Source organism: Cellulomonas marina (genome assembly GCF_900111925.1).
Classification (GTDB): Bacteria; Actinomycetota; Actinomycetes; order Actinomycetales; family Cellulomonadaceae; genus Cellulomonas; species Cellulomonas marina.
In genome coordinates this window covers 155897-177933 of record NZ_FOKA01000009.1, presented here as the reverse complement: position 1 = coordinate 177933, position 22037 = coordinate 155897, and the positions used below count along the sequence as shown (strand labels likewise).

Genomic DNA, 22037 nt, shown 5'->3' with positions numbered 1-22037 from the left:
TCCACGAACTGCCGCTCCTGCGCCTCCCGGAACCCCCGCTCATCGGCCTCCGGGTCCGCCGCCGCCGACCACCGCGAGACCAACCGCCGGAACGACCCCACCGGCTGCACCCGCGCCTGCGCCAGCAAGAACCCCTCCCCCGCCACCGACCCCGCCTCCTGCAACGCGGCCACCCGCGCCGGTGTCGTGGCCGCCGAGGCGATCACCCGCGCCGCCTCCACGCCGATGTCCCCGGCCACGGCCGCACGCCCCGTGGCCGGCACCACCTCCTGCCAGACCCGCCCGGTGCGCACCAACGCCGCCGCCCGCGCATGCGGCACCCGCCCCACCTCACCGACCCACCCCGCCAACGACCGGGCACCGGCCACCGCCCACAACCCGTCAGCCTCCACCACCGGCAACAACGCCGCCGCCACCGCCTCCAGCCGCCCCGCCAACCGCAACGCCGCGGCCACCGCCTCGACCGCGCCCTGCCCCTCCACCGCCCGACCACCCGGCCCCGCCGCCGCCAACACCGCCGCCACCGCATCGACCGCCACCTGCACAGCCGCCAACGCCGACCCCACCCCCATCACCCCGCTCAATCCCGCTCACCCCCGTCCCGACAATTTCCACCGCCTCGACGACGAAGACGACAATGCCAGGCACCACCGACACGACACCGCGCCGGGAACAACGCCCAGGACCGGGACGAACAAGGGAAGGCGCGCGCATCAAGCCGCTGACCAGCGCAGATGCCGCTCGGGCACCACATCGCAGGATCCGGTAGCTCACCCCCCGCGGCCATGCGTCGAAAAGTTCGCCCGAAAGAGGGAAGAATGCGCCGAGCCGGCCACAGCCCTCATTTGAGTCGTGCCATCCACAGCTCTCTGGCAGTTTCGTGGACGGCAGCGATGCGATGGATGAACGGGTCGCGTGCGCGGTATTGGCGCGTGATGGAGCTGCTCCCTGCATCCTCGCCACTCACCACGATCGCGCCGGTGAGCCCGCGCGGTTGCTCCGCCCGCCGCTCTCTGCCTGTCGTCGAGGTCGTCGATGATCGATGCGTGGCTCTCGGCAGTCGGCAGCTCGCGGCGCATCACCGGCGGCCGCTGCAGCGCGTCGCCGCAGGCCTGTGGCGCATGGCGGCGGGGGCCGCGCTCGTCGCGGTCGTCGCCGGCATCTGGGGATACGACACGGCCCGGTCCGTCCGAGCCTTCGCGGCCGGCGCGACCACGACGACCGCCACCGTGGAGGCGTGCCACGGCGCAGGCCGCGCCGGGCCGCGGCAGTGCCGCCTCTCCTACGAGCTCGCCGACGGCACCGTGCAGACAGGGCACGTCGACGTCGACGACCTCGGGACCACCTCGACGGGCGCGCACGTCGAGGTGGAGTACGCCGACCGCCAGCCCTGGCTGGTCCGCGTCGCCGGGCAGGACACCGCGGCCAGCGGCGAGGGCACGTACCCGGTGGCCGTGGCCGCCGTCCTGTGCGCACTCGCGCTGGGGACGGTCGCGGCGCTCGTCGGCCGGGCTCGTCCCGCTCCCCCTGGACGCCATGCCGCGTCGCCGCCGTCACGCGCACTGCGCGCGTGACCGCGGGCGGCAACCGGCGGAGGTCACCCGGGAGCGCCGAGCTGGACCGCCCTCAGCCGCGCGCCGCCGGCCGTGGGGCGACCGGGAGCGCCTGCAGCGCCGGCAGGCGCTCGCTGAACGCCTCCGCGACGCGCTCGTCGCCGGCGTAGACGCCCTCCGCCCGCGGCCAGTGCAGGACCACGTCCGTGAAGCCCAGGGCCGCGGCCCGCTCCACGCCCTCGACCGCCAGGTCGACCGACGACAGGGCGAACCGCGGGGCGCCGTCGAGGCTGAGCACCCGGCGCAGCGGCGGGCGGCCGGCGGCGGCACGGCCCGCGGTGGCCTCAGCACGGTCGACGTCGTCGGACAGCGCGGCCAGCGCCTCCCACCAGCGCTCCTGGGCGGCGGCGGGCTCGTCGTCCAGGTCTTCCGGGCCGAGCGCCGGGCCGTAGGTCACCCAGCCCTCGCCCAGCCGGGCCGCCAGCGCCATGGTCCGCGGCCCGTTCGCGGCCACGAGGAACGGCGGCCGCGGCCGCGCGAGCGTCCCCGGGTGCATGCGCGCGCCGTGCGCCTCGTACGCCTCGCCGACGTGGTCGGTCACGGCCTGCGTGAGCAACCGGTCCAGCACGGCCACGAACTCCTCGAACCGGCGCGTGCGCTGTCCCCGCGTCGGCGCCGGTCCGAGCACGCCGGCGTCGAACCCCTCGCCGCCCGAGCCGATCCCGAGGAGGAACCGGCCACCGGACACGTCGTCGAGGCCCATGACGTCCTTGGCGAACGGGACGGGGTGCCGGAAGTTCGGCGACGCCACGAAGGTGCCGAGCGCGATGCGCTCCGTCACCGCCGCAGCCGCCGCGAGCAGCGGGACCGTCGCGAACCAGGGCTCGTCGACGAGGGACCGCCACGCCAGGTGGTCGTACGTCCAGGCGTGGTCGTACCCCCGCTCCTCCAGCTCCGTCCAGCGCCTCCGCGCGCGTGACCAGCGTTCCTGCGGCAGCAGCACCATCCCGACGGCGACCATGGCGCCGACCCTACGGCGGCCCACCGACACGGCACGGACCGGCGGCACGGCACCGCCGGCGCGACTAGCGTGCAGGCATGGAGACTGTCAGCCGTGTCGTGCACGCACCCGCCTCGGCCGTGCTGGCGGTGCTCGCGGACGGCTGGAGCTACGCCTCGTGGGTGGTCGGGGCGTCGCGCATCGAGGGTGTCGACCCGTCGTGGCCGGAGCAGGGGTCCCGCATCGCCCACTCGGTGGGTCCGTGGCCGGCCGTCATCGACGACATCACCGTCAGCCGCGGCTGGGACCCCGAGCACGGCATCCGGCTCCGGGCGCGGGGCTGGCCGCTCGGCGAGGCGCTCATCGTCGTGCACGTGGAGCCGCTGGGCGACGACCGGTGCCGTGTCGAGTTCGCCGAGGACGCCTCGTCCGGTCCCGGTCGGCTCGTGCCGCCGCCGCTGCGGCACCTCGTGCTGCGGTGGCGCAACATCGAGACGGTCAAGCGGCTCGCGCTGCTGGCCGAGCGGCCGAGCCCCGAGGTCGGTCGGCACCCGCACCCCGAGCGCTGACGTCGCCCGGCCGCCGGGCCGCCGGTCCGGCTCGCGCTCGCCCGTCACCCCTCGTGCAGGTGGGTCCGCTCGCCGTCGACGTCGAAGATCGACAGCACCTCGACCGTTCCCTCGTGCGCCAGGACCGCGTGCGGCACCATCGTCGAGAACGACGCCGCCTCCCCCGCGCGGACGAGCAGCACCCGGTCCCCGAGCTCGAGACGCACGGTCCCCGACAGCACGAGGAACCACTCCCGCCCCGGGTGGACCCGCCGCTCGGCGGGCTCGCGCGGACGGTCGGTGCCGATGCGCATCTTCGCGACGGTGATGCCGGGCAGCGCCCGTTCCGGTGACAGGAGCCAGGTGGTGAGCCCGGCGGCGTGCTGCGGCTCCGGGCGGATGACGACGTCGTCGTCACCCGCCGGCTCGACGAGCGCGTCGATGCTCGTGCCGAGGGCCCGGGCAAGCGGCACGAGCTGGTCGAACGCGAGCCGCCGGTGCCCGGTCTCGATGCGGCTGATCGTCGACGGGGTGAGGTGGCACCGGGCGCCGAGGGCGTCGAGGGACAGCCCGCGCGAGACCCGCAGGCTCCGCAGGCGCTGCCGGATGAGGTCCTCGGTGCCCAGCTCGTCTTGCTTCATGAGCAAGACCCTATGCCGCTAGAGCATGACCGACCTACCGTGACTCCCATGCACCAGCACAGGGACGACGAGCACCGGAACGACGAGCACCGGCACCAGCACGACGAGCGCCGCCACCAGGGTCCGACGCCGCACACGGCGCACGACGACGCCACCCTCGCGGACCTGCTCGACCTCGACGCATGCGTGCTGCGCCCCACGCTCGACGAGGTCGTCGCGTGGTCCGTCGCGCGGGCGACCGCCGGCGGGCGGCCCGTCCGCACGGTCGTCGACCTCGGCGCCGGCACGGGCTCCGGCACCCTCGCCCTGGCGCGCGCCCTGCCGGAGGCGCAGGTCGTCGCGGTGGACGTCTCGCCGGTCATGCTCGACCGGCTGGAGTCCGCGGCGCGCGCGGCGGGGGTCGGCGACCGCGTGCGGACGGTCCGCGCCGACCTCGACGCCGGCCTGCCCGCGGAGGTCGCGGGCGCCGACCTCGTGTGGGCGGCGTCGTCGCTGCACCACGTCGCCGACCCGGCCCGGCTGCTGCGGGAGGTGGCGGGGGCACTTCGCCCGGGAGGCACGCTCGTCGTCGTCGAGATGGACGACCGGCCCTGGTTCCTCCCGTCGCACGGCCAGCACGCGGTCCTCGAGCGCGACCTGCACGCCGCCGCCGACGCCCAGCACCACAACGCTCACCCGGACTGGACGGCGGACATCGCCGCAGCCGGGCTCGGCCCGGTCGTCACCGCGGGGTTCCGGGTGCGCACGGACGCGTCGCCGGACGAGCTCCTCGCGTGGGCGCACCTCCAGCTGACCCGGCTGCGCCAGGGGCTGGGCGACGGCCTCGACGACGACGGACGGGCCCTCCTCGACGCCCTGCTCGACGACGAGGACGCGCGCGCCCTCACCGCCGCCGACCTCGACGTCCGCGGCAGCCGGACCGCCTGGGCGGCGACGGCCCCCGACGAGCCGGCCGGGGCACCGGCGGACGTCGACGTGCTCGTCGTCGGGGGCGGCGCGGCCGGCCTGGCCGCAGCCGTGGTGCTCGGGCGCTCGCGCCGCTCGGTGCTCGTCGTCGACGGCGGTGAGCAGCGCAACGCCCCGGCGCACGGCGTGCACAACCTGCTCGGCCGGGAGGGCGTCGCGCCGCACGACCTCGTCGCCGCCGGTCGCACCGAGGCGCGCGCCCTCGGTGTCGCCGTCGTCGACGGCGAGGTCCGCGGCGCTCGGCGACGCGGCGAGGACCTGAGCGACGGGTTCGACGTCGACCTCGTCGTCCGCCCGAGCGGCGCGACCGGCACGACCGGCCCGACCGGCGCTGCCGGCGCGACCTCGACCATCCACGCCCGACGCATCGTCCTGGCCACCGGCCTCGTCGACGAGCTCCCCGACGTGCCGGGCCTGCGCGAGCACTGGGGCACGCGCGTCCTGCACTGCCCCTACTGCCACGGCTGGGAGGTGCGCGACCGCCGGCTCGTCGTGCTCGGCACGGGGGACGGCTCGTACCACCAGGCGCTCCTGTTCCGGCAGCTCACGCCGCACGTCACCGTGGTGCGGCACGCGATGCCGCCCCTCGACGACGAGCGCGCCGCGACGCTCGCCGCCCTGGGCGTCGAGGTCGTCGACGGCCCGGTCCTCCGGCTGGACCCCGTAGTCGCCGCGGGAGCGACCGCCGCCCTCACCGTTGTCCTCGCGGACGACCGGACCCTGCCCGCCGACGCCGTGGTCGTCGCCCCGCGCTTCGTGCCCCGGGCCGACCTCTACCTGTCCCTGGGCGGCACGCTCGTCGACCACCCGATGGGCGCGCAGCACGTGCCCACCGGGCCTCAGGGCCAGACCGACGTGCCGGGTGTCGTCGCCGCGGGCAACGTCGCCGACCTCGCCGCCACGGTGGCCGTCGCCGCGGCCGCCGGGCAGACCGCCGGCGCGGGCCTCAACGCCGACCTCGTCGAGGAGGACGCCGCCCGTGCGGTGCAGGCGTGGCGCGGGCGCGGGTCGCACGCGCCCGCCGTGGCGCACGCGGTCACGACCACCGCCTGACGACACGGCCGCCGACGGATCCGTCCGGCACGAGTCGCGGCCGGACCCGTCGGCGGCACACGCCCGGCCGGGCCCGTGATCCGCCCGCCTCAGGGCCGGTCCAGCACCCGCTCCCAGGCCGTGCGCACGAGCGCCGCGCGCGCCCCGCCGAGCAGCCCCTGCTGGTTCAGCGCGGCTCGCGCGGCGTTCCAGCCGCACGCGCCGTGCACGCCACCCCCGGGGTGCGCCGACGCGCTGGCCAGGAACAGCCCACGCACCGGCGTCTCGGGCCGTCCGAGCCCCGTCGTCGGACGGAAGACGAGCTGCTGGTGCAGCGACGCCGTGCCGCCGTTGAGCGACCCGTTCTCGAGGTTGGCGTCGTGCTCCTCGAGCGCGTCGGGGCTCTGCACGTGCCGCGCCACGACGGCGTCCCCGAACCCCGGCGCCGTCCGCTCGAGCGCCGCCTCCACGCGCTCCACCTCAGCCGCGGTGGCCGCGGCGTCCCAGGTGCCCCCGTGCGGCAGGTGCGTGTACGCCCACACGGACTCGGTCCCGGCGGGCGACCGCGTCGGGTCGGCGGTGGTCATCTGCCCGACGAGCAGGAACGGCCGCTCCGGCGGCCGACCCGTCGACAGGTCGGCCGCGTAGTCGACGAACCCGTCCATGTCGACGCCGAGGTGCACCGTCCCCGCACCCGCGGCCTGCGGCGACCGCCACGGGATCGGCCGGTCGAGCGCCCAGTTCACCTTGAACGTCGGGTGGTCCCACTGGAAGCGGGCGACGTCGCGCTTCAGCCGCTCGGGCAGGTGCCGGTCCTCGACGAGCCGGCCGTACAGCGACGGCGCCGTCACGTCGGCGAGCACCGCCCGCCGCGCGGCGATGCGCTCGCCCCCGGCCGTCTCGACGCCGATCGCCCGGCCGCCGCGCACGTGCACCCGCACCACGCGCTCGCCGGTCCGCACCGAGCCGCTGCCCGCGCGTACCCGACGCGCCAGCGCGTCGGCGAGGCTGCCGGCGCCGTGCTCGGGCACGGGGAAGCCGACGTCCTGGCCGAGCATCGCCAGCAGCCACCCGAACAGGCCCGACCCCGCGGCGTCCGGCGGGATGTCCGCGTGCATCGCGTTGCCGGTCAGCAGCAGCCCGCCGCCCTGACCCCGGAAGCTCTCGTCCGCCAGCCGCCGGACCGGCAGCAGCGCCAGGCGCGCCAGGTCGAGCGCCCCGCCCACGCCGGTGCGGCCGAGGATGCGCGCGACCGCCTTCACCGGCGGGATCGGCGTGAACAGCGCGTCGAGCAGCGGGTCCCGCACCCGGTCCCACTGCTCGACGAGGTCCAGCCACGCCTGCCCGTCGCCGTCCCCCCAGCCCTCGAGGCCGGCCGCCGTGTCGCTCGCCTCCTGGTGCAGCACGGCCGTGCGGCCGTCGTCCAGCGCGTGCGCCAGCACGTCCGGCGCGTGCACCCAGCGCAGCCCGTGGTCCTCCAGGTGCAGCCCCCGCACGATCGGCGAGGCCGCCGCCAGCGGGTAGAAGGCGCTGAACAGGTCCGTCCGGTAGCCCGGCGCCAGCACCTCGGCCGTCCGCACGGCACCGCCCACCTCGGGCTGCGCCTCGAGCACGAGGACGTCCCACCCCGCGTCCACGAGCGCGTTCGCGGCGACGAGGCCGTTCGGCCCCGCCCCGATGACCACGGCGTCGACCGTCTGCACCGCACACCCCTCACCGCGCCCGGCTCGGCTCCCGCGCGCACGGCCCCCACGCTCGCACGCCGCGCCCCGCGCCGCCCCTCGTCGGGCGCGCCGCCGGGGACGCCGGGGCGGCTGCCGGGGCTGGGGACGGCTCGTCGTCCACCGGTGCCCTCCCGACCGGCCCCGCCGGACCGCCCGCGCCCCTACTCTCCGGGCATGGACGCCTCCCCGCCCGACGACTGGTCCCCCGTCCCGGGCGCCCCTGCCGCCGCCCGGTCCCTCCCGGCGTCCGACGAGCAGGTGAATGCCGACGCGGACGGCACGAAGGGCTTCGTCCGGGCGTTCCGCGCCTTCCTCGACGAGGTCGTCGCCAAGGAACGCACGACCGCGGAGGACCACGGGCCCCAGATCGGCGAGGTCGTGCGCGAGCACCTCGGCTCGGCGGCCACGGTGACGCCGCTCGTCGTGCGCGAGGAGATCCCCGGGCACGCCCTCGTCGACCTCGACATCGCGCTCGAGGTGCTGGCTGAGCGCGGCGGCGGCGAGCGCGTGGTGGGCGTCGGCGGCGGGGACCAGGCGCACCACCAGTCGTTCGGCGACCTGCTCACCCGCGGCTACGGCTTCTACGGCACCGGTCCGGTGGACCACGTGAACCTCCCGACGGGTCCGGACACCACCCGCCGGGTCATCGCGTTCGGCGTGCGGCTCCTGACGTTCCGCGGGCAGCCGCTGGCGGTCCTGCAGCGCGCAGCCCGGCCGCAGTACGGGAGGGATTCAGCCCTCGAGGTCGCGTGCCTCGACGAGGACCTCGCCCCGGCGTTCATCGACGAGGTCCGGCGGCTCATGCTCGAGCGCAGCGTCCTGCGCGGGCAGGTCGTGTCGTTCTCCGGCTCGCCGTTCGAGCCGCACAGCAACGGCGGCATCACCTTCGTCGCCCGCCCCGACGTGGGCGAGGCGGACGTCGTCCTGCCGCCCGGGGCGCTGGAGCGGATCCGTCGGCACGTCATCGGCATCGGCCGGCAGCGCGAGCAGCTCGTCGCCGCCGGGCAGCACCTCAAGCGCGGCGTGCTGCTCTACGGGCCGCCGGGCACGGGCAAGACGCACACGGTCCGGCACCTCGTCGCCAGCGCGCCCGGCACCACCGTCGTCCTGCTGTCGGGCGCGTCCCTCGCCTACGTCACGACCGCCGCCCAGCTCGCGCGGGCGACGCAGCCCGCGGTCGTCGTGCTCGAGGACTGCGACCTCGTCGCCGAGGACCGCGGGATGTCGCCGGGTGAGCGCCCGCTGCTCTTCCAGCTGCTCGACGCGATGGACGGGCTCGACGGCGACGCCGACGTCACCTTCCTGCTCACGACGAACCGCGCCGACCTGCTCGAGCGGGCGCTGGCCGAGCGGCCGGGCCGCGTCGACCTCGCCGTCGAGGTGCCGCTGCCGGACCTCGAGGCGCGGCGGCAGCTCCTGCGCCTGTACGCCCGCGACCTCCCGCTCTCGGACGCCGCGCTCGACGACGCCGCCGCCCGCAGCGCGGGGGTGACGGCCTCCTTCACGAAGGAGCTGCTGCGCCGCGCGGTGCTCGTCGCTGCGACGGACGGACGCCCGGTGCAGGACGCGGACCTGGCGGAGGCACTCGACGAGCTGCTGTCGGACGCCGAGCAGCTCACGCGCTCGCTCCTGGGCAGCGGCGGCCCCGGTACGCCCGACGAGGGGCCGTCGCCCGGCGCAGACCACTGACGCCTGCACGGGCGGGCGATGCCGGCCCGCCGCGTCGGCCGCTCAGATGTGCGCGTGCCACACGTGCGCGTGCCACATGTGCGCGTGTCACACGTGCGCGTGCCGCTCCGTGCCCGTCGTCGCCGGCGGCTCGAGCTGGAAGGTGCAGTGGTCGACGTCGAAGTGGCCGACGAGGCACCCGCGCAGGTCGGCGAGGACCTGCGCGGCCCGGCCGGAGCGGAACGTCTCGTCGGACACCTCCACGTGCGCCGACAGCACGGGTACGCCCGACGTGATGGTCCACGCGTGCAGGTCGTGCACGCCCGTCACCCCCGGCACGCCGGCCATGTGGCGTCGCACCTGCTCCAGGTCGACGCCCTGAGGCGTGCTCTCCAGCAGCACCGCGCCGACCTCCCGCAGCAGCACGACGGCCCGCGGCAGCACCAGCAGCCCGACGAGGACCGACGCGACGCCGTCGGCGCGCACGAACCCCGTGACGGCGACGACGAGCGCGGCGGCGACCACGGCCGCCGAGCCGACGAGGTCGCCCAGCACCTCCAGGTAGGCCCCACGGAGGTTGAGCGACTCGCGCTGCCCCCGGTGCAGCACGGCCAGCCCGATCGCGTTGGCGACGAGGCCGACCACCGCGAAGGCCAGCATGAGCCGCGCGTCCAGCGGCTGCGGCTCGACGAGGCGCCGCACGCCGCCGACCAGCACGAGCACCCCCACGACCGCGACGACGAGACCGTTGGCCAGCGCCGCGAGGATCTCCGCCCGCTGCCAGCCGAACGTGCGCGCGGCGCTGGCCGGCCGGGCGGCCAGCGCCGTCGCGAAGAGGGCCAGGGCGACGCCGGCCGAGTCCGTGAGCATGTGCCCCGCGTCCGCGAGCAGCGCGAAGGACCCCGACAGCACGCCGCCGACGACCTCCGCCACCATGACGACGAGCGTGAGGACGAGCACGCCGACGAGCCGCCCGCGGTGTGCCTGCGCCGCGGTCGCGCCGTGCGCGTGGCCGGATCCGTGGCCGGGTCCGTGCGCGTGGCAGTGACCGCGCCCGTGGGAGTGGCCGCGCCCCTGGGTGTGCGCGTGCGTCCCCGGCCCGTGCGCCTCGTCGGGCACCGGGTGCGGTCCGGGGTCCCCGCACCCGGGCGGCGGCGCGACGGTCGTCACGCGACCAGGGTAGCGACGGGCACCCGCACGCCCGCTGCGTCCCGCACGGCTGCCCTCAGGACCGGCGCGGGACCCGTCAGCCCCAGCCCAGGGCGTGCAGCCGCTCGTCGTCGATGCCGAAGTGGTGGGCGATCTCGTGCACCACGGTGATCGCCACCTCCTCGACGACCTCGTCGCGGTCCTCGCACATCCGCAGGGTCGGGCCGCGGAAGACGGTGATGCGGTCCGGCAGCGACCCGGCGGCCCACCAGCCGTCGCGCTCGGTGAGGGGCGTGCCCTCGTAGAGCCCGAGCAGGTCCGGGTCCTCGGCGTCCGCCGGCGGCTCGTCCTCCACGAGCACCACGACGTTGTCCATCAGCCGCGCGAGCTCCGCCGGCACCTGGTCGAGCCCGTCGCGGACGGCGTCGTCGAACTCCTCGTCGGACATCTCCACCACCGACCCATCCTCCCCCGTCGTCGCCATCCGCACGCCGGTCGTCGGGCCGTGGTCGGCCCCCGTCACCCTGCTGCCGGAGGCCGGTTTGGGGATCCGGCCCGGGCGTGCGTATGCTCATCCCCGGTTCCGACGCCTCGTCGTGCGGGGCGGTGATCCCGCCCTCATCGTCTAGCGGCCTAGGACCCCGCCCTTTCACGGCGGTAGCACGGGTTCGAATCCCGTTGGGGGTACGAGCAGCACCAGCAGTTCCGCAGGTCAGCACCACCAGTACCAGGTCTCACCACGAGGCCCCGTAGCGCAGTTGGTTAGCGCGCCGCCCTGTCACGGCGGAGGTCGCGGGTTCAAGTCCCGTCGGGGTCGCTCCACCACCCGGTCCCCTGGACCAGGTGACCACGGCTCTGTAGCTCAGTTGGTAGAGCGCACGACTGAAAATCGTGAGGTCACCGGATCGACACCGGTCGGAGCCACATCGAGACCCCCCGGGCCACGCCCGGGGGGTCTCCTGCATCACAGGGTGTGCAGCAGCACCGCGACGAGGCGGACCCGGTCCAGCAGCGACGTCACCCGCAGGTGCTCGGTCACCGCGTGCGCGCCGCCGCCGGCCGGGCCGAGGCCGTCCAGGGTCGGCAGCCCGAGGGCGCCCGTGCCGTTCGTGTCCGCGGCTCCCGGCGCCGGCCGCGCCTCCACCGCCACCCCGACCGCCGCGCCCGCCGCGCGCACCGCCGCGAGCAGCCCCGCCGACGCGGCCCCGGGCGCCCACGTCGGCCGATGGGACAGCACCTCGGCGGCGACCGTGGCCCCCTCGCGCACCGGCACGAGCGCCTCGAGGTACCCGAGCACCTCCCGCTCGACGTCCGCGTCCCCGAACCGCAGCCCCAGCAGCGCCTCGGCCCGGGCGGGCACCACATTGGCGCGCCCCCCGCCGGACACGCCACCGGCGTTCACCAGCAGGGTCCCGGGATGCTCCGTCGCGACGGCCGCGAGCCGCTGCCGGACGGCCAGGAGCTGGTCGACGAGCTCGTCGACCGCGTTCACGCCCTTCTCCGGGTCGACGGCCGCGTGCGCCTCCCGCCCGGTGACCACCAGGCGCACCCGCGTGCTGCCCAGGCGCGCGTCCTTGAGGGCGCCGTCGGCGTGCGGCGCCTCGAACCCCAGCACCGCGGCGCAGCCCTCCGCCGCCTCCGTGACGACGGCGGCGCCCGTCGACGACCCCACCTCCTCGTCGGCGACGACGACGAGCCGTGCCGGCCGCCGGTCGAGCCCCGCCTCGGCGAGCACCGCGAGCGCGGTGAGGGCCACGACGAGCCCGCTCTTCATGTCGAAGGCACCCGGCCCGGCGAGCACGTCCCCCTCCTCACGCCAGGGGACGTCGCCGTCCAGCGTCCCGACGGGCCACACGGTGTCGGCGTGGCCGACCAGCAGCACGGGCGGCAGCGCACCCGCGGCCCCGTGGCCGGGGACGTCGACGACGAGGTGCGGGCCGCCGGCGGACGGCACGGTCCGGCACCGGGCGCCGGGCAGCGTGGCGGCGGTCGCGGTCAGCAGGGCGACGACCTCGCCGACTGCGGTGGCGTCGCCCGTGGGGGACTCGAGGTGGACCAGCGCGCGCAGCAGCGCGACGGCCTCGTCCGCCCGCGCGAGGACCCCGGCGTCCACGGCGGCGACGGCGCCCCGGGCAGGCGGTCGCGGGCCGGGCAGGCCTCCTGGCGACCCACCACTCGCGCCGTGGGCCGGACCCCCGGCAGGGCCCTCGCCCGGACGGTCCCCCGGACGCTCGAGCGGACGGTCGGACGCGGTGCCGTCGTCGGTCATGCGGCGAGCATACGCGGCAGGTCCCGCTCGGAACGGGGACGCCAGACGGGCGTCCGCGTGCAGCACCGATCCCCGCCCACGATGGTGACACCGCAAGATACGTTCCCTATGATCGCGGCGTGACCCAGTCCCCGGTCGGCACCCCCGACGTCGTCGTCGACCACCTGCGCACCGCCGCGGAGCTCGACGAGGCCTCGCACCTGTACCGGGCGGTGTTCGGCTACGACGGGTCCGAGAGCGGCCTCAACCGCCGCCTGCTCCTGGCCCTCGCCGCCAACGGGGGCGCGGCGCTCGGCGCCCGGACGACGGACGGCCGCCTCGTCGCCTTCGGGTACGGGTTCCCCGGGTGGGACGGCTCCCGCGCCTGGTTCTACTCGCAGGCCGTCGTCGTCGCCGCGGACGCGCAGGGCCTCGGGCTGGGCCGCCGGCTGAAGCACGCGCAGCGGCTGGCGGCGCTCGAGCGGGGCTTCACGACGATGCGGTGGTCCTTCGACCCGCTCTACGCCCGCAACGCGCACCTCAACCTCGACGTGCTCGGCGCCGTCGGCCGCTGGCTGCACCGCGACCTGTACGCCGACGGCGACTCCGACCGCCTCGTCGTCGAGTGGGACCTGACGCGGGACCTGCAGCGGGACCCGGGGCAGGACCCCGCGGACCGCCCCGCGCCCCCCGCCCCCTGGGAGCCCAGCGGCCCCGCGGACTGGGGCCGCGTCCTGCGGCACCCGACGCTGCCGGGCGTGGCGGCGGTCCCGTTCCCGGCGACGCTCCAGGTGGGCTCCGGCGACCGGGCGGCCGCCCGCGCGACGGGCGCCCGCGTGGAGGACGCGCTGGCCGGGCTGCTCGACGAGGGCCTGGCCGCCGTCTCCTGCGTGCGGCTCGACGCGGGGACCGCCGTGTACGTCTGCGAGGCGGGACGGTGACGGGCGCGGCCGACGCGCACGCCGAGCACCGACGGCTCAGCAGCCCGTCCGCGCGCTTCGGGGCGCGCGCGCAGGGCCGCGCCTCGGCGGCCGTGCTCCAGGCCCGCCTCGTCGAGCAGGAGTCGCGCACGCTCGCGGCGACCCTCGCGCGGCACACCGCGTCGGGCGAGGTGCTGCGCGCGGCGGCCCTCGTCGTCGGCGCCCGGCGCCGGTTCGTCACGGGCGCCGGCAAGTCCTTCGCGTACGCGACGCTGCTGGCCGCGGACCTGTCGGCGGCGCTGTCGCAGGTGACGCTCGTCGACGACACCATCGTCGGCGCACTCGACGTGCTCACCGAGGTGCGGGACACCGACGTGCTCGTCGCCTTCTCGTTCCGGCGCTACCGGCGCACGACGCTCGGGATCGCGGAGCAGTTCGTCGCCGGCGGTGGCACGCTCGTCGCCGTGACGGACGACGAGAGGGCGCCGCTGGCACGGCACGCCGCCGTCACGGTGGTCGTCGGCACCGACTCCGCCTCCTGGGCCGACTCCCCCACCGCCGTCGCGGCCACCGTCCACCTGCTGGGGGCGCTCACCACCGCCAGCGCGAAGGGTGCCCGCCGTCGCCTGGCCGACCGCGACCGCATCAGCGGTGCCCTGGGCGTGTACGTCGCGGCCGACGAGCACACGGGGCGCACCCCGCAGCACGAGACGGACACCACCCGGAGGGGGACGCGATGAGGGTCGTCGAGGCGACGGCGACGGTGGTGCGCCTGCCCCTGGTGCACGCCTTCACGACGAGCTCGCACGCGAAGAGCTGGCTGCAGCACGTCCTCGTCGAGCTCGTCGCGGAGGACGGCACGGTCGGCTGGGGCGAGATCGCCTCCCCGTCGGGCCCGTTCTACTCCTCGGAGACGGTCGGCACGACGCTGCTCGTCGCGCGCGAGCACCTGCTGCCCGCGCTCCTGCGCGCGGAGTGGGAGCACCCGCGCGAGGCCACGGAGGCGTGGCGCAAGGTCCGCGGGCACGAGTTCGCCAAGGCCGGCGTCGACGCCGCGTGCTGGACGCTCTGGGCGCAGGCGCAGGGCGTCCCGCTCGCCACGGCGCTCGGCGGCACGCGCACGGAGGTGCCCGTGGGGGTCTCGCTGGGGATCGAGCCGACGGTCGACGCGCTGCTGGAGCAGGTGCAGCTCCAGGTCGACGCCGGCTACGGCCGCGTGAAGCTCAAGATCGCGCCGGGCTGGGACGCGGAGCCGGTGGCGGCCGTGCGCGCGGCCTTTCCCGACCACGACCTGCACGTCGACGCGAACGGCGCCTACCCGGCGACGGACGAGGCGTTCGCGGTGCTCGCGGGCCTCGACCGGTACGGGCTGACGATGGTCGAGCAGCCCTTCGGGCCGCGCGACTTCCTCTCGCACGCGGCCCTGGCCGAGCGGATGGACACGCCCGTCTGCCTCGACGAGTCCGTGGTGGCGCTCGACGACCTGCGCACCATGCTGGCGCTGCGGGCGGGGAGCATCCTCAACATCAAGGTCTCCCGGATGGGCGGGCTGACGCCGGCGCTGGCCGCTCACGACCTGGCGCGCGAGCACGACGTGCCCGTGTGGTGCGGCGGCATGCACGAGTTCGGCGTCGGACGTGCCGCGAACCTCGCGCTGTCGAGCCTGCCCGGGTTCTCGCTGCCGTCCGACGTCTCGGGCTCCGGCAAGTACTACGCACGGGACGTCGTCGTGCCGCCCGTCGTCTCCCGCGACGGGGTCACGGCGGTCCCCACCGGTCCCGGCCTCGGCTTCGACGTCGACCGCGACTGGGTCATCGCCAACGCCCAGTCCTCCACCACCTTCCGGCTCGACGGCGGCGACGTCGTCGAGGTCCCCTCCGGCACCCGCACCCAGGGAGCGTGACCGTGCCCGTCCTCCTCCTCGTCGACGCCCTGCCCCCGCTGGGCGGGGCGCCCGCCGGCACCCCGGCTCCCGGCGTCACGACTGCCACGACCGCGCCCGACGACGACGCCCGCATCCGCGCGGTCGACCCCGCGGCGCCGCACGTGACCGTGCTGGACCTCGGGGTCACCCGCGGCGACGGCATCTTCGAGTCCTTCGGCGTCGTCGAGGGCGCGGTGCAGGCGCTCGAGCCGCACCTGGTCCGGCTCGCCCGGTCCGCAACGCTGCTCGACCTGCCCGCACTCGACCTCGACGTGCTCCGCACCGCCGTCCTGCGCTCGGTCGAGCTGCACGAGCCCCTGCCGGAGCTGCTGTGCAAGCTCGTCGTCACCCGCGGGGTCGAGGGCGCCACGGACGCGCACGGCCGCCCGGCCGTCACGGCGTGGGTCTACACGGACCCGGGGGCGGACTTCCGGCGCGAGCGCACGGAGGGCGTCGACGTCGTCACGCTCGACCGCGGGTACCGGCACGACGTCGCGCAGACCTCGCCGTGGCTGCTGCAGGGTGCGAAGACGCTCAGCTACGCGGTCAACAAGGCGGTGTACCGCGAGGCGGCTCGGCGCGGCGCGCAGGACGTCGTGCTCGTGTCATCCGACGGGTTCGTCCTCGAGGGGCCGACGTCCACGCTCGTCGCCCGGTACGGCGACCGGGTCGTCACGCCGGCGACCGACCAGGGCATCCTCGCCGGGACGACGCAGGCGGCCGCCTTCGCGTGGTTCGCCGCGCAGGGGCTGACCACCGCGGAGGTGCAGCTCACCGTCGAGCGGCTGCGGGAGGCGGACGGCCTCTGGCTGCTGTCGAGCGGTCGGCAGTCCGTGCCGATCCGCTCGCTGGACGGCACGTCCGTGCCGGTCGACGACACGACGACCGCCGGCCTCCTGACCCACCTGCTGGGCCGGCGCTCCTGACGACCGCGGCCCGCGTCGCGTCCCCCGTCCCGGAGCCTCGCGCGTCCCCCGGCACCACGACACCGGTGTGACGTGCGCGGGACCAGCGGGTCCGGTCCGGGTTCGTCTCGCGTCGGGACCGGCGGACCGACAGACTGTGCCGATGCACCCCGTGGGGCCCCGCGCCCCACGGCCACTGCCGTCGACGAAGGGTCCTCCATGAGCACGAGCACGAGTGCGGGCACGAGCGCGGGCACGAGCGCCGGCACCACCGGGCGGTCGCTCGGCCAGCTGGTCAGCGACCTCAGCGAGCAGGGGGCGCGCCTCGTGCGCGCCGAGATCGACCTGGCCAAGGCCGAGCTCGTCGAGAAGACGAAGTCCCTGGGCCTCGGCGCCGGGCTGCTCATCGGCGCCGCGGTGGTGGCCGCCTACCTCGGCATCGCCGTGCTGGCGCTCGTGGTCATCGTGCTCGACCTGTTCCTGCCGCTGTGGCTTGCCGCGCTGATCGTCGTCGTCGTGCTCACCGTCGTCGTCGCCGTGCTCGCCCTGCTCGGCAAGAAGCGGCTGGACGCGGGGTCCCCGCCGAAGCCGACCCGTGCCACCGAGAACGTCCACGAGGACGTCACCGCCGTGAAGGAGGCCATCGGCTGATGAGCGACAAGAACGGGACCTTCGCCACGCCGCGCACGGTCGCGCTCGAGGCGGAGCTGGCCGCCACGCGTCGGCAGCTCGCCGAGACCGTCGACGAGCTGACGGACCGCCTCGACCCGAAGGCCAACGCCACGCGCGCGGTCGAGAGCGGCCGCAAGCTCGTCCAGGACGCCGTCGGCTCGGACGCGCCGCCGCAGGACCGCAACCGCGCCCGCATGGTGCTGGGGGGCGTCGTCGGCGCCCTCGCGCTCGTGGTGACGATCGCGGTCCGCCGCCGGCACTGACGGATGCGCTGACGGATGCGCTGACGGGTGCGCTGACACGACGACGCCGCCGTGGCCCGTGGGCTGCGGCGGCGTCCTCTACCTGCGCTCGGGTCGCTGCGGGCCGGATCAGCTCGTCTGGACCCGCGGCGAGGGCAGGCCGTCGAGCAGTCGACGGACCTCCGACTCGCGGTAGCGGCGGTGGCCGCCGAGCGTGCGGATCGAGGAGAGCTTGCCCGCCTTGGCCCAGCGCGTGACCGTCTTCGGGTCGACGCGGAACATGCTGGCCACCTCGGACGGTGTCAGCAGCGTCTCCGACTCTGACTGCAGTGCCATGACACACCTCCAGGCCCTCGTGCGGGACGACGACCTCCCCCTGCGGATGGCGTCCTCCGCCCCCTGACGGAGATCGTCCCAGTGCGGACAATCTACGCCGATGCCCCACGTCCGGCGATCGCCGGGGTCACGTGCTGGACGGGTCCGGATCAGGCGCACCACAGGTCCAGGTGAACGTCGGGTCATGCGACGACCACCCCTCGCCATGCCCGTCACCCGCCCGCGCCGGACGCCGGGGCGTGCGCGGTCGCGGCCCTCGACCAGCGACGACGTCGCAGGCGGCGGTCGTGACGTCACCGTCGGGCCGGCGGCAGGGGACGTGTCGCGGGCCACACCGCGGCGGGCGTCCCACTCCTCGTCCGCGGTGGTCGAGAGGGCGTCGCACCATGTAGCGTGTCGCTCCGACACAACGAACCGGCATCAGGGGCCGCCCGTGCACGACACGGAGCCGCCCCACACTCACGTAAGAGGGGGTCGATGCCATGGGGCGCGGCCGTCAGAAGGCGAAGCAGACCAAGGTCGCTCGCGAGCTCAAGTACTACAGCCCGGAGACGAACTACCGGGCGCTGGAGCAGGAGCTCGGGGCCGTCGGCCACCGTGACCCCGCTCCCGAGCGGAGCCGCGGGGCCGTGGACACCACGGATCGCCCCTCGGACTGGGACCGCTGGTCGGACGACGACGACGATCGCTGACCTCGTCGTCCGCCGTCGGCGCACCCGCTGACCGTCACCGGCCGGCCGCCCGCAGGGGTGGCCGGCCGGTGCGCGTCCGGGACCAGCGCGGCACGGGCTGCGCGCGGGGGACCAGCACGGACAGGGCGCCGGCGCCGGGGCGTCAGCAGCGGTAGGACCCGTGCAGCAGCACGGCCCCGCCGTCGACGCCCTTCGTCCCGGCGACGAGCCCGGGCCGGGTCGCGTCGTCGTCGGTCAGCGCCCGGACCGTGCCGAGCTCCCACGCCGTCAGGCCGAGCCGCCGCGCGTGCGCCGTGACGGCGTCGGCGGCCTCGGGCGCGACGACGGCGACCATGCCCACGCCGAGGTTGAGCGTCCGCTCGAGGTCCCTCCACGGCACGCCGCCGAGCTCCTGCACCAGCGAGAACACCGCCGGCACCGCCCAGCCGCCGCGGTCGACGTCCGCGACCAGCCCCGTCGGCAGCACGCGCGCGACGTTGGCCGCCAGGCCGCCGCCGGTCACGTGGCTGAAGGCGTGGACGGCGCCCGGGCCTGCCTCGGCGACGAGCGCGAGGCAGTCGGCGGCGTACACGCGCGTCGGCTCCAGCAGCTCCTCGCCCAGCGTCCGGCCCAGCTCGTCGACGTGCCGCTCGAGGCCCCAGCCGGATCGCGCGACGACCGCGCGCACGAGCGAGTACCCGTTGGCGTGCAGGCCGGACGACCCGAGGGCGACGAGGACGTCCCCCGCGCGGACCCGGTCCGGGCCCAGCAGCGCGTCGGCCTCCACCACCCCGGTGGCGGCGCCCGCGACGTCGTACTCGTCGGGCGCCATGAGGCCGGGGTGCTCCGCGGTCTCCCCGCCGACGAGGGCCGTGCCGGCCACCGCGCACGCGGCCGCGATGCCGCGCACGACGTCGGCGATGCGCTCGGGGACCACCCGTCCGCAGGCGATGTAGTCCGTCATGAACAGCGGCGCGGCGCCCACGACGACGATGTCGTCGACGACCATGCCGACGAGGTCGAAGCCGATGGTGTCGTGGCGGTCGAGCGCCTGCGCGATGGCCACCTTCGTCCCGACGCCGTCGGTGGAGGTCGCCAGCAGCGGGCGGCGGTACGCGGTGAGCGCGGAGGCGTCCCAGAGCCCTGCGAAACCGCCGACGCCGCCCAGCACCTGCGGCCCGTGCGTGGCGCGCACCGCCGCCTTCATCAGCTCGACGGCGGTGTCCCCCGCCTCGGTGTCGACGCCGGCGGCCGCGTAGGTCAGCCCGCCGCCCGTCGCCGCCGCGCCCGCGCTCACGGGTGCTCCAGCGCCGACGCGCCACCGGCGCCCGGCAGGATCGACAGCAGCCCGTCCTCGGGCGCACCGAGCGGCAGCGCGTCCTGCTCCAGCAGGTGCTTGCTGAGCCGGTCGGTGGGCGGCAGCTCGATGGGGTAGACCCCGGTGAAGCACGCGGCGCAGAGCTGGCTCGCAGGCTGCTCCGTCGCGGCCACCATGCCGTCGACGGAGATGTACCCCAGGGAGTCGGCGCCCAGCGAGGCACCGATCTCGGCCACGGCCAGCCCGTTGGCGATGAGCTCGGCGCGGGAGGCGAAGTCGATGCCGTAGAAGCACGGCCACTTCACGGGCGGCGACGAGATGCGCACGTGCACCTCCGCCGCCCCGGCCTCGCGCAGCATCCGGACCAGCGCGCGCTGCGTGTTGCCGCGGACGATGGAGTCGTCGACCACGACGAGCCGCTTGCCGCGGATGACGTCGCGCAGCGGGTTGAGCTTGAGGCGGATGCCGAGCTGACGCAGGGTCTGCGACGGCTGGATGAAGGTGCGGCCGACGTAGGAGTTCTTCGTCAGGCCCTGGCCGAAGGGGATGCCCGACTCCGTCGCGAAGCCGATGGCCGCCGGCGTGCCCGACTCCGGCACGGGGATGACGAGGTCCGCCTCGACGGGGTGCTCCTGCGCCAGGCGCCGGCCCATGGCGACGCGGGCGGCGTGCACGGACCGGCCCGCGATCGCCGTGTCGGGGCGGGCCAGGTACACGTACTCGAAGACGCACCCGGCACGGGCCGCGGGGGCGAACCGCGTCGACCGCAGCCCGTCGCCGTCGATCGCCAGGAACTCGCCCGGCTCCACCTCGCGGACGAAGGACGCGCCGACGATGTCGAGGGCCGGCGTCTCGGAGGCGACCACCCAGCCGCGCTCGAGCCGGCCCAGCACGAGCGGCCGCACCCCCTGCGGGTCCCGCGCCGCGTACAGCGTGTGCTCGTCCATGAACACGAGGCTGAACGCGCCGCGCAGCCGCGGCAGGACCTCGAGCGCCGTGGCCTCGAGCGTGTGGTCGGGGTCCCCGGCGAGCAGCGCGGTGATGAGCGCGGTGTCGGTGGTGTTGCCGCGCGCGAGCTCCCCGCGGCGCTGCTGGCCGTACCGCTCGGCGACGAGGTCGACGAGCTCGGCCGTGTTCGTGAGGTTGCCGTTGTGACCGAGGGCCACCGTGCCGCCGGCGGTCGCGCCGAGCGTGGGCTGCGCGTTCTCCCACGTGGAGCCGCCGGTCGTCGAGTACCGCGCGTGGCCGATCGCGATGTGGCCCTGCAGCGCGTTGAGTGCCGTCTCGTCGAAGACCTGCGAGACCAGGCCCATGTCCTTGTAGACCAGCAGGTGCTCGCCGTCGGAGGTGGCGATGCCCGCCGACTCCTGGCCGCGGTGCTGGATCGCGTAGATGCCGAAGTAGGCGAGCTTGGCGACCTCCTCCCCCGGCGCCCAGACCCCGAAGACGCCGCACGCGTCCTGGGGGCCCTTCTCACCGGGGAGCAGCTCGTGGTTCAGACGTCCGTCTGCGCGAAGGGCCACGACGCCATGGTGGCACAGGACCTCCGACCCTGGCCGCGCGGTCCGGCCCTGGTCGGGCCTGGTCTGGCCTGGTCGAACCAGGTCGTGCCCGGGTCCGGTCCCGCTGAGGCCTCAGCGCCGACGGCCGCCCCGCCGCGCCCCGGGACGTGACGGCCGGCTCGCCCGGCGGTCGGCGATCGTCGCGACGAGCATGCCGACGAGGAGCCCCAGCCCCGCCCCCGTGAGCACGAGGTAGGTCCGGGCGGCGTCGTCGCCCTCCAGCAGCGGGATGAAGCCGCTGCCCGCCGCGGCGCCGCCGCCGTCGCCGAACGCGGAGAGGACGAGCCCGAGCACCGCGCCGGCCAGGGTCCCGGCGACGAGGAACGCCGACAGCTTCGGGGCGCGTCGCACCCGGGCCGGCCGCGCGGTGCGCAGCAGCTCCTCCTCGCTCGGCACGCCGTCGGGATCGGCGGCCGCGGCGTCGGCGACCGTGGCGTCGGCGGCTGTGGCGTCGGCGGCCGTGGCGTCGGCAGCCGTGGCGTCGGCAGCCGTGACGTCGGCAGCCGTGACGTCGACGTCGTCGGGGCGGTCGGCGGGACGGTCGTCGGGGTCGGTCGGCACGCGGCGATCCTAGGAGGGGCGTCGACGCGTGGCCTGCAGGGGCAGCCAGGCGCTCAGGTCCGCCCGCTCCCCCGACGCCCGGACGCGGCCCGCACCGACGGCCTCGGCCCACGAGGTGATCCCCGTCGCGAGCTCGAGCCACGTGCGCGGGTCGGTCTCGACGACGTTGGGCGGCGTCCCGCGGGTGTGCCGCGGGCCCTCGACGGCCTGGACGGCGCCGTCCGGCGGCACGCGCACCTCGACGGCGTTCCCGGGAGCGACCTCGGCCAGCTCCTCCAGCGTGAAGCGGACCGCGGTGCGCCGGGCGGGGACGGGCACGTCGTCGGGGCCGGTGCGCCAGACGTCGAGCGCCGCGCGGCCGTCGACGGGAGCGGTCCGACGACGAGGGGGCACGGCA

The 22037-nt window shown here is 76.2% G+C and carries 23 protein-coding genes and 3 tRNA genes; 14 read left to right on the top strand and 12 right to left on the bottom strand.

Annotation, left to right across the window (positions count from 1 at the left end; all coding sequences use genetic code 11):
• The coding region (locus BM048_RS11480; RefSeq protein ID WP_175499514.1) for a DUF222 domain-containing protein at positions 1–539 on the bottom strand (539 nt) is incomplete at its 3' end.
• Positions 540–1046: 507 nt separating this feature from the next.
• Here BM048_RS11480 and BM048_RS11475 point away from each other — a divergent pair.
• Positions 1047–1574: a hypothetical protein gene (locus BM048_RS11475; protein ID WP_090033199.1), complete on the top strand. Its 528-nt coding sequence runs from the start codon at positions 1047–1049 to the stop codon at positions 1572–1574.
• Between the two features lie 52 nt (positions 1575–1626).
• On the opposite strand, the gene BM048_RS11470 is transcribed toward BM048_RS11475, so the two are convergent.
• Positions 1627–2574, bottom strand: coding sequence for an LLM class flavin-dependent oxidoreductase (locus BM048_RS11470; protein ID WP_090033197.1), 948 nt, complete (start codon positions 2572–2574; stop codon positions 1627–1629).
• A 77-nt stretch (positions 2575–2651) separates the two neighbouring features.
• Here BM048_RS11470 and BM048_RS11465 point away from each other — a divergent pair, with 77 nt between their 5' ends.
• On the top strand, positions 2652–3122 hold the full coding sequence (locus BM048_RS11465) for an SRPBCC family protein (RefSeq protein ID WP_090033196.1): 471 nt from the start codon (positions 2652–2654) through the stop codon (positions 3120–3122).
• A 44-nt stretch (positions 3123–3166) separates the two neighbouring features.
• Here BM048_RS11465 and BM048_RS11460 read toward each other — a convergent pair whose 3' ends face one another.
• Positions 3167–3742, bottom strand: coding sequence for a helix-turn-helix domain-containing protein (locus BM048_RS11460; protein ID WP_090033195.1), 576 nt, complete (start codon positions 3740–3742; stop codon positions 3167–3169).
• A 48-nt stretch (positions 3743–3790) separates the two neighbouring features.
• Between BM048_RS11460 and BM048_RS19055 the strand changes: the two genes are divergently transcribed.
• On the top strand, positions 3791–5761 hold the full coding sequence (locus tag BM048_RS19055; protein ID WP_308439482.1) for an FAD-dependent oxidoreductase: 1971 nt from the start codon (positions 3791–3793) through the stop codon (positions 5759–5761).
• Between the two features lie 89 nt (positions 5762–5850).
• Here the strand turns inward: BM048_RS19055 and BM048_RS11450 are convergent, their stop codons facing one another.
• Complete coding sequence (locus tag BM048_RS11450) at positions 5851–7443, bottom strand: phytoene desaturase family protein (RefSeq protein WP_090033193.1); 1593 nt, start codon at positions 7441–7443, stop codon at positions 5851–5853.
• Between the two features lie 195 nt (positions 7444–7638).
• Between BM048_RS11450 and BM048_RS11445 the strand changes: the two genes are divergently transcribed.
• Positions 7639–9153, top strand: a complete 1515-nt coding sequence (locus BM048_RS11445; protein ID WP_090033192.1) for an AAA family ATPase — start codon at positions 7639–7641, stop codon at positions 9151–9153.
• Between the two features lie 87 nt (positions 9154–9240).
• On the opposite strand, the gene BM048_RS11440 is transcribed toward BM048_RS11445, so the two are convergent.
• A complete protein-coding gene (locus BM048_RS11440; RefSeq protein WP_373308396.1) occupies positions 9241–10302 on the bottom strand; it encodes a cation diffusion facilitator family transporter in 1062 nt (353 codons plus the stop codon).
• Positions 10303–10378: 76 nt separating this feature from the next.
• Positions 10379–10729: a metallopeptidase family protein gene (locus BM048_RS11435; RefSeq protein WP_175499515.1), complete on the bottom strand. Its 351-nt coding sequence runs from the start codon at positions 10727–10729 to the stop codon at positions 10379–10381.
• Positions 10730–10895: 166 nt separating this feature from the next.
• On the opposite strand from BM048_RS11435, the gene BM048_RS11430 reads away from it, so the two are divergent.
• The 3 genes from BM048_RS11430 (at position 10896) to BM048_RS11420 (ending at position 11205) form a co-directional block, all read left to right on the top strand.
• A tRNA-Glu gene (locus tag BM048_RS11430) sits at positions 10896–10968 on the top strand.
• Between the two features lie 56 nt (positions 10969–11024).
• Positions 11025–11098: transfer RNA gene (locus BM048_RS11425), tRNA-Asp, on the top strand.
• 34 nt (positions 11099–11132) lie between these two features.
• Positions 11133–11205 (top strand) — tRNA-Phe (locus tag BM048_RS11420).
• A 40-nt stretch (positions 11206–11245) separates the two neighbouring features.
• Here BM048_RS11420 and BM048_RS11415 read toward each other — a convergent pair.
• Entirely contained in the window at positions 11246–12394 is a 1149-nt protein-coding gene (locus tag BM048_RS11415; RefSeq protein ID WP_203708740.1) for a M20/M25/M40 family metallo-hydrolase, read from the bottom strand.
• Between the two features lie 275 nt (positions 12395–12669).
• Here BM048_RS11415 and BM048_RS11410 point away from each other — a divergent pair, with 275 nt between their 5' ends.
• The 6 genes from BM048_RS11410 (at position 12670) to BM048_RS11385 (ending at position 17213) form a co-directional block, all read left to right on the top strand.
• Positions 12670–13470 carry a GNAT family N-acetyltransferase gene (locus BM048_RS11410; protein ID WP_090033188.1) on the top strand — a complete coding sequence of 267 codons (801 nt, stop codon included), beginning with the start codon at positions 12670–12672 and terminating at the stop codon, positions 13468–13470.
• Positions 13467–14189, top strand: a complete 723-nt coding sequence (locus BM048_RS11405) for a MurR/RpiR family transcriptional regulator (protein ID WP_090033186.1) — start codon at positions 13467–13469, stop codon at positions 14187–14189. Before BM048_RS11410 ends, BM048_RS11405 begins: the two co-directional genes overlap by 4 nt.
• Complete coding sequence (gene menC, locus BM048_RS11400) at positions 14186–15352, top strand: o-succinylbenzoate synthase (RefSeq protein ID WP_090033185.1); 1167 nt, start codon at positions 14186–14188, stop codon at positions 15350–15352. The genes BM048_RS11405 and menC overlap by 4 nt, the downstream gene beginning before the upstream one ends.
• On the top strand, positions 15349–16299 hold the full coding sequence (locus BM048_RS11395) for an aminotransferase class IV (protein ID WP_239078680.1): 951 nt from the start codon (positions 15349–15351) through the stop codon (positions 16297–16299). The genes menC and BM048_RS11395 overlap by 4 nt, the downstream gene beginning before the upstream one ends.
• Positions 16300–16497: 198 nt before the next feature.
• On the top strand, positions 16498–16929 hold the full coding sequence (locus BM048_RS11390) for a phage holin family protein (protein WP_090033183.1): 432 nt from the start codon (positions 16498–16500) through the stop codon (positions 16927–16929).
• Positions 16929–17213: a DUF3618 domain-containing protein gene (locus tag BM048_RS11385; RefSeq protein ID WP_090033181.1), complete on the top strand. Its 285-nt coding sequence runs from the start codon at positions 16929–16931 to the stop codon at positions 17211–17213. Before BM048_RS11390 ends, BM048_RS11385 begins: the two co-directional genes overlap by 1 nt.
• A 108-nt stretch (positions 17214–17321) precedes the next feature.
• On the opposite strand, the gene BM048_RS11380 is transcribed toward BM048_RS11385, so the two are convergent.
• Positions 17322–17528, bottom strand: a complete 207-nt coding sequence (locus BM048_RS11380; RefSeq protein ID WP_090033180.1) for a BldC family transcriptional regulator — start codon at positions 17526–17528, stop codon at positions 17322–17324.
• 482 nt (positions 17529–18010) lie between these two features.
• Between BM048_RS11380 and BM048_RS11375 the strand changes: the two genes are divergently transcribed.
• The gene (locus tag BM048_RS11375) at positions 18011–18220 is read left to right on the top strand and encodes a DUF3073 domain-containing protein (RefSeq protein WP_090033179.1); all 210 of its coding nucleotides are present in this window, start codon (positions 18011–18013) and stop codon (positions 18218–18220) included.
• Between the two features lie 142 nt (positions 18221–18362).
• Here BM048_RS11375 and purM read toward each other — a convergent pair whose 3' ends face one another.
• The 4 genes from purM to BM048_RS11355 form a co-directional block, all read right to left on the bottom strand.
• Positions 18363–19496 carry a phosphoribosylformylglycinamidine cyclo-ligase gene (gene purM, locus BM048_RS11370; RefSeq protein ID WP_090033178.1) on the bottom strand — a complete coding sequence of 378 codons (1134 nt, stop codon included), beginning with the start codon at positions 19494–19496 and terminating at the stop codon, positions 18363–18365.
• On the bottom strand, positions 19493–21040 hold the full coding sequence (purF, locus tag BM048_RS11365) for an amidophosphoribosyltransferase (RefSeq protein WP_090033176.1): 1548 nt from the start codon (positions 21038–21040) through the stop codon (positions 19493–19495). Before purF ends, purM begins: the two co-directional genes overlap by 4 nt.
• A gap of 111 nt (positions 21041–21151) precedes the next feature.
• Positions 21152–21640, bottom strand: a complete 489-nt coding sequence (locus BM048_RS11360) for a histidine kinase (protein WP_239078679.1) — start codon at positions 21638–21640, stop codon at positions 21152–21154.
• A gap of 9 nt (positions 21641–21649) precedes the next feature.
• Positions 21650–22033 (bottom strand): sterol carrier family protein, encoded by a 384-nt coding sequence (locus tag BM048_RS11355; RefSeq protein WP_090033259.1) that lies wholly within the window; start codon positions 22031–22033, stop codon positions 21650–21652.
• Positions 22034–22037: the final 4 nt, after the last annotated feature.

Excerpts from the sequence above, each read along its gene's own strand:
- BM048_RS11470 (WP_090033197.1), bottom strand. The coding sequence starts at position 2,574 with ATGGTCGCCGTCGGGATGGTGCTGCTGCCGCAGGAACGCTGGTCACGC.
- BM048_RS11445 (WP_090033192.1), top strand. The coding sequence starts at position 7,639 with ATGGACGCCTCCCCGCCCGACGACTGGTCCCCCGTCCCGGGCGCCCCT.
- BM048_RS11380 (WP_090033180.1), bottom strand. The coding sequence starts at position 17,528 with ATGGCACTGCAGTCAGAGTCGGAGACGCTGCTGACACCGTCCGAGGTG.
- BM048_RS11435 (WP_175499515.1), bottom strand. The coding sequence starts at position 10,729 with ATGTCCGACGAGGAGTTCGACGACGCCGTCCGCGACGGGCTCGACCAG.
- BM048_RS11390 (WP_090033183.1), top strand. The coding sequence starts at position 16,498 with ATGAGCACGAGCACGAGTGCGGGCACGAGCGCGGGCACGAGCGCCGGC.
- BM048_RS11385 (WP_090033181.1), top strand. The coding sequence starts at position 16,929 with ATGAGCGACAAGAACGGGACCTTCGCCACGCCGCGCACGGTCGCGCTC.
- BM048_RS19055 (WP_308439482.1), top strand. The coding sequence starts at position 3,791 with ATGCACCAGCACAGGGACGACGAGCACCGGAACGACGAGCACCGGCAC.
- BM048_RS11460 (WP_090033195.1), bottom strand. The coding sequence starts at position 3,742 with ATGAAGCAAGACGAGCTGGGCACCGAGGACCTCATCCGGCAGCGCCTG.
- BM048_RS11465 (WP_090033196.1), top strand. The coding sequence starts at position 2,652 with ATGGAGACTGTCAGCCGTGTCGTGCACGCACCCGCCTCGGCCGTGCTG.
- BM048_RS11375 (WP_090033179.1), top strand. The coding sequence starts at position 18,011 with ATGGGGCGCGGCCGTCAGAAGGCGAAGCAGACCAAGGTCGCTCGCGAG.
- menC (WP_090033185.1), top strand. The coding sequence starts at position 14,186 with ATGAGGGTCGTCGAGGCGACGGCGACGGTGGTGCGCCTGCCCCTGGTG.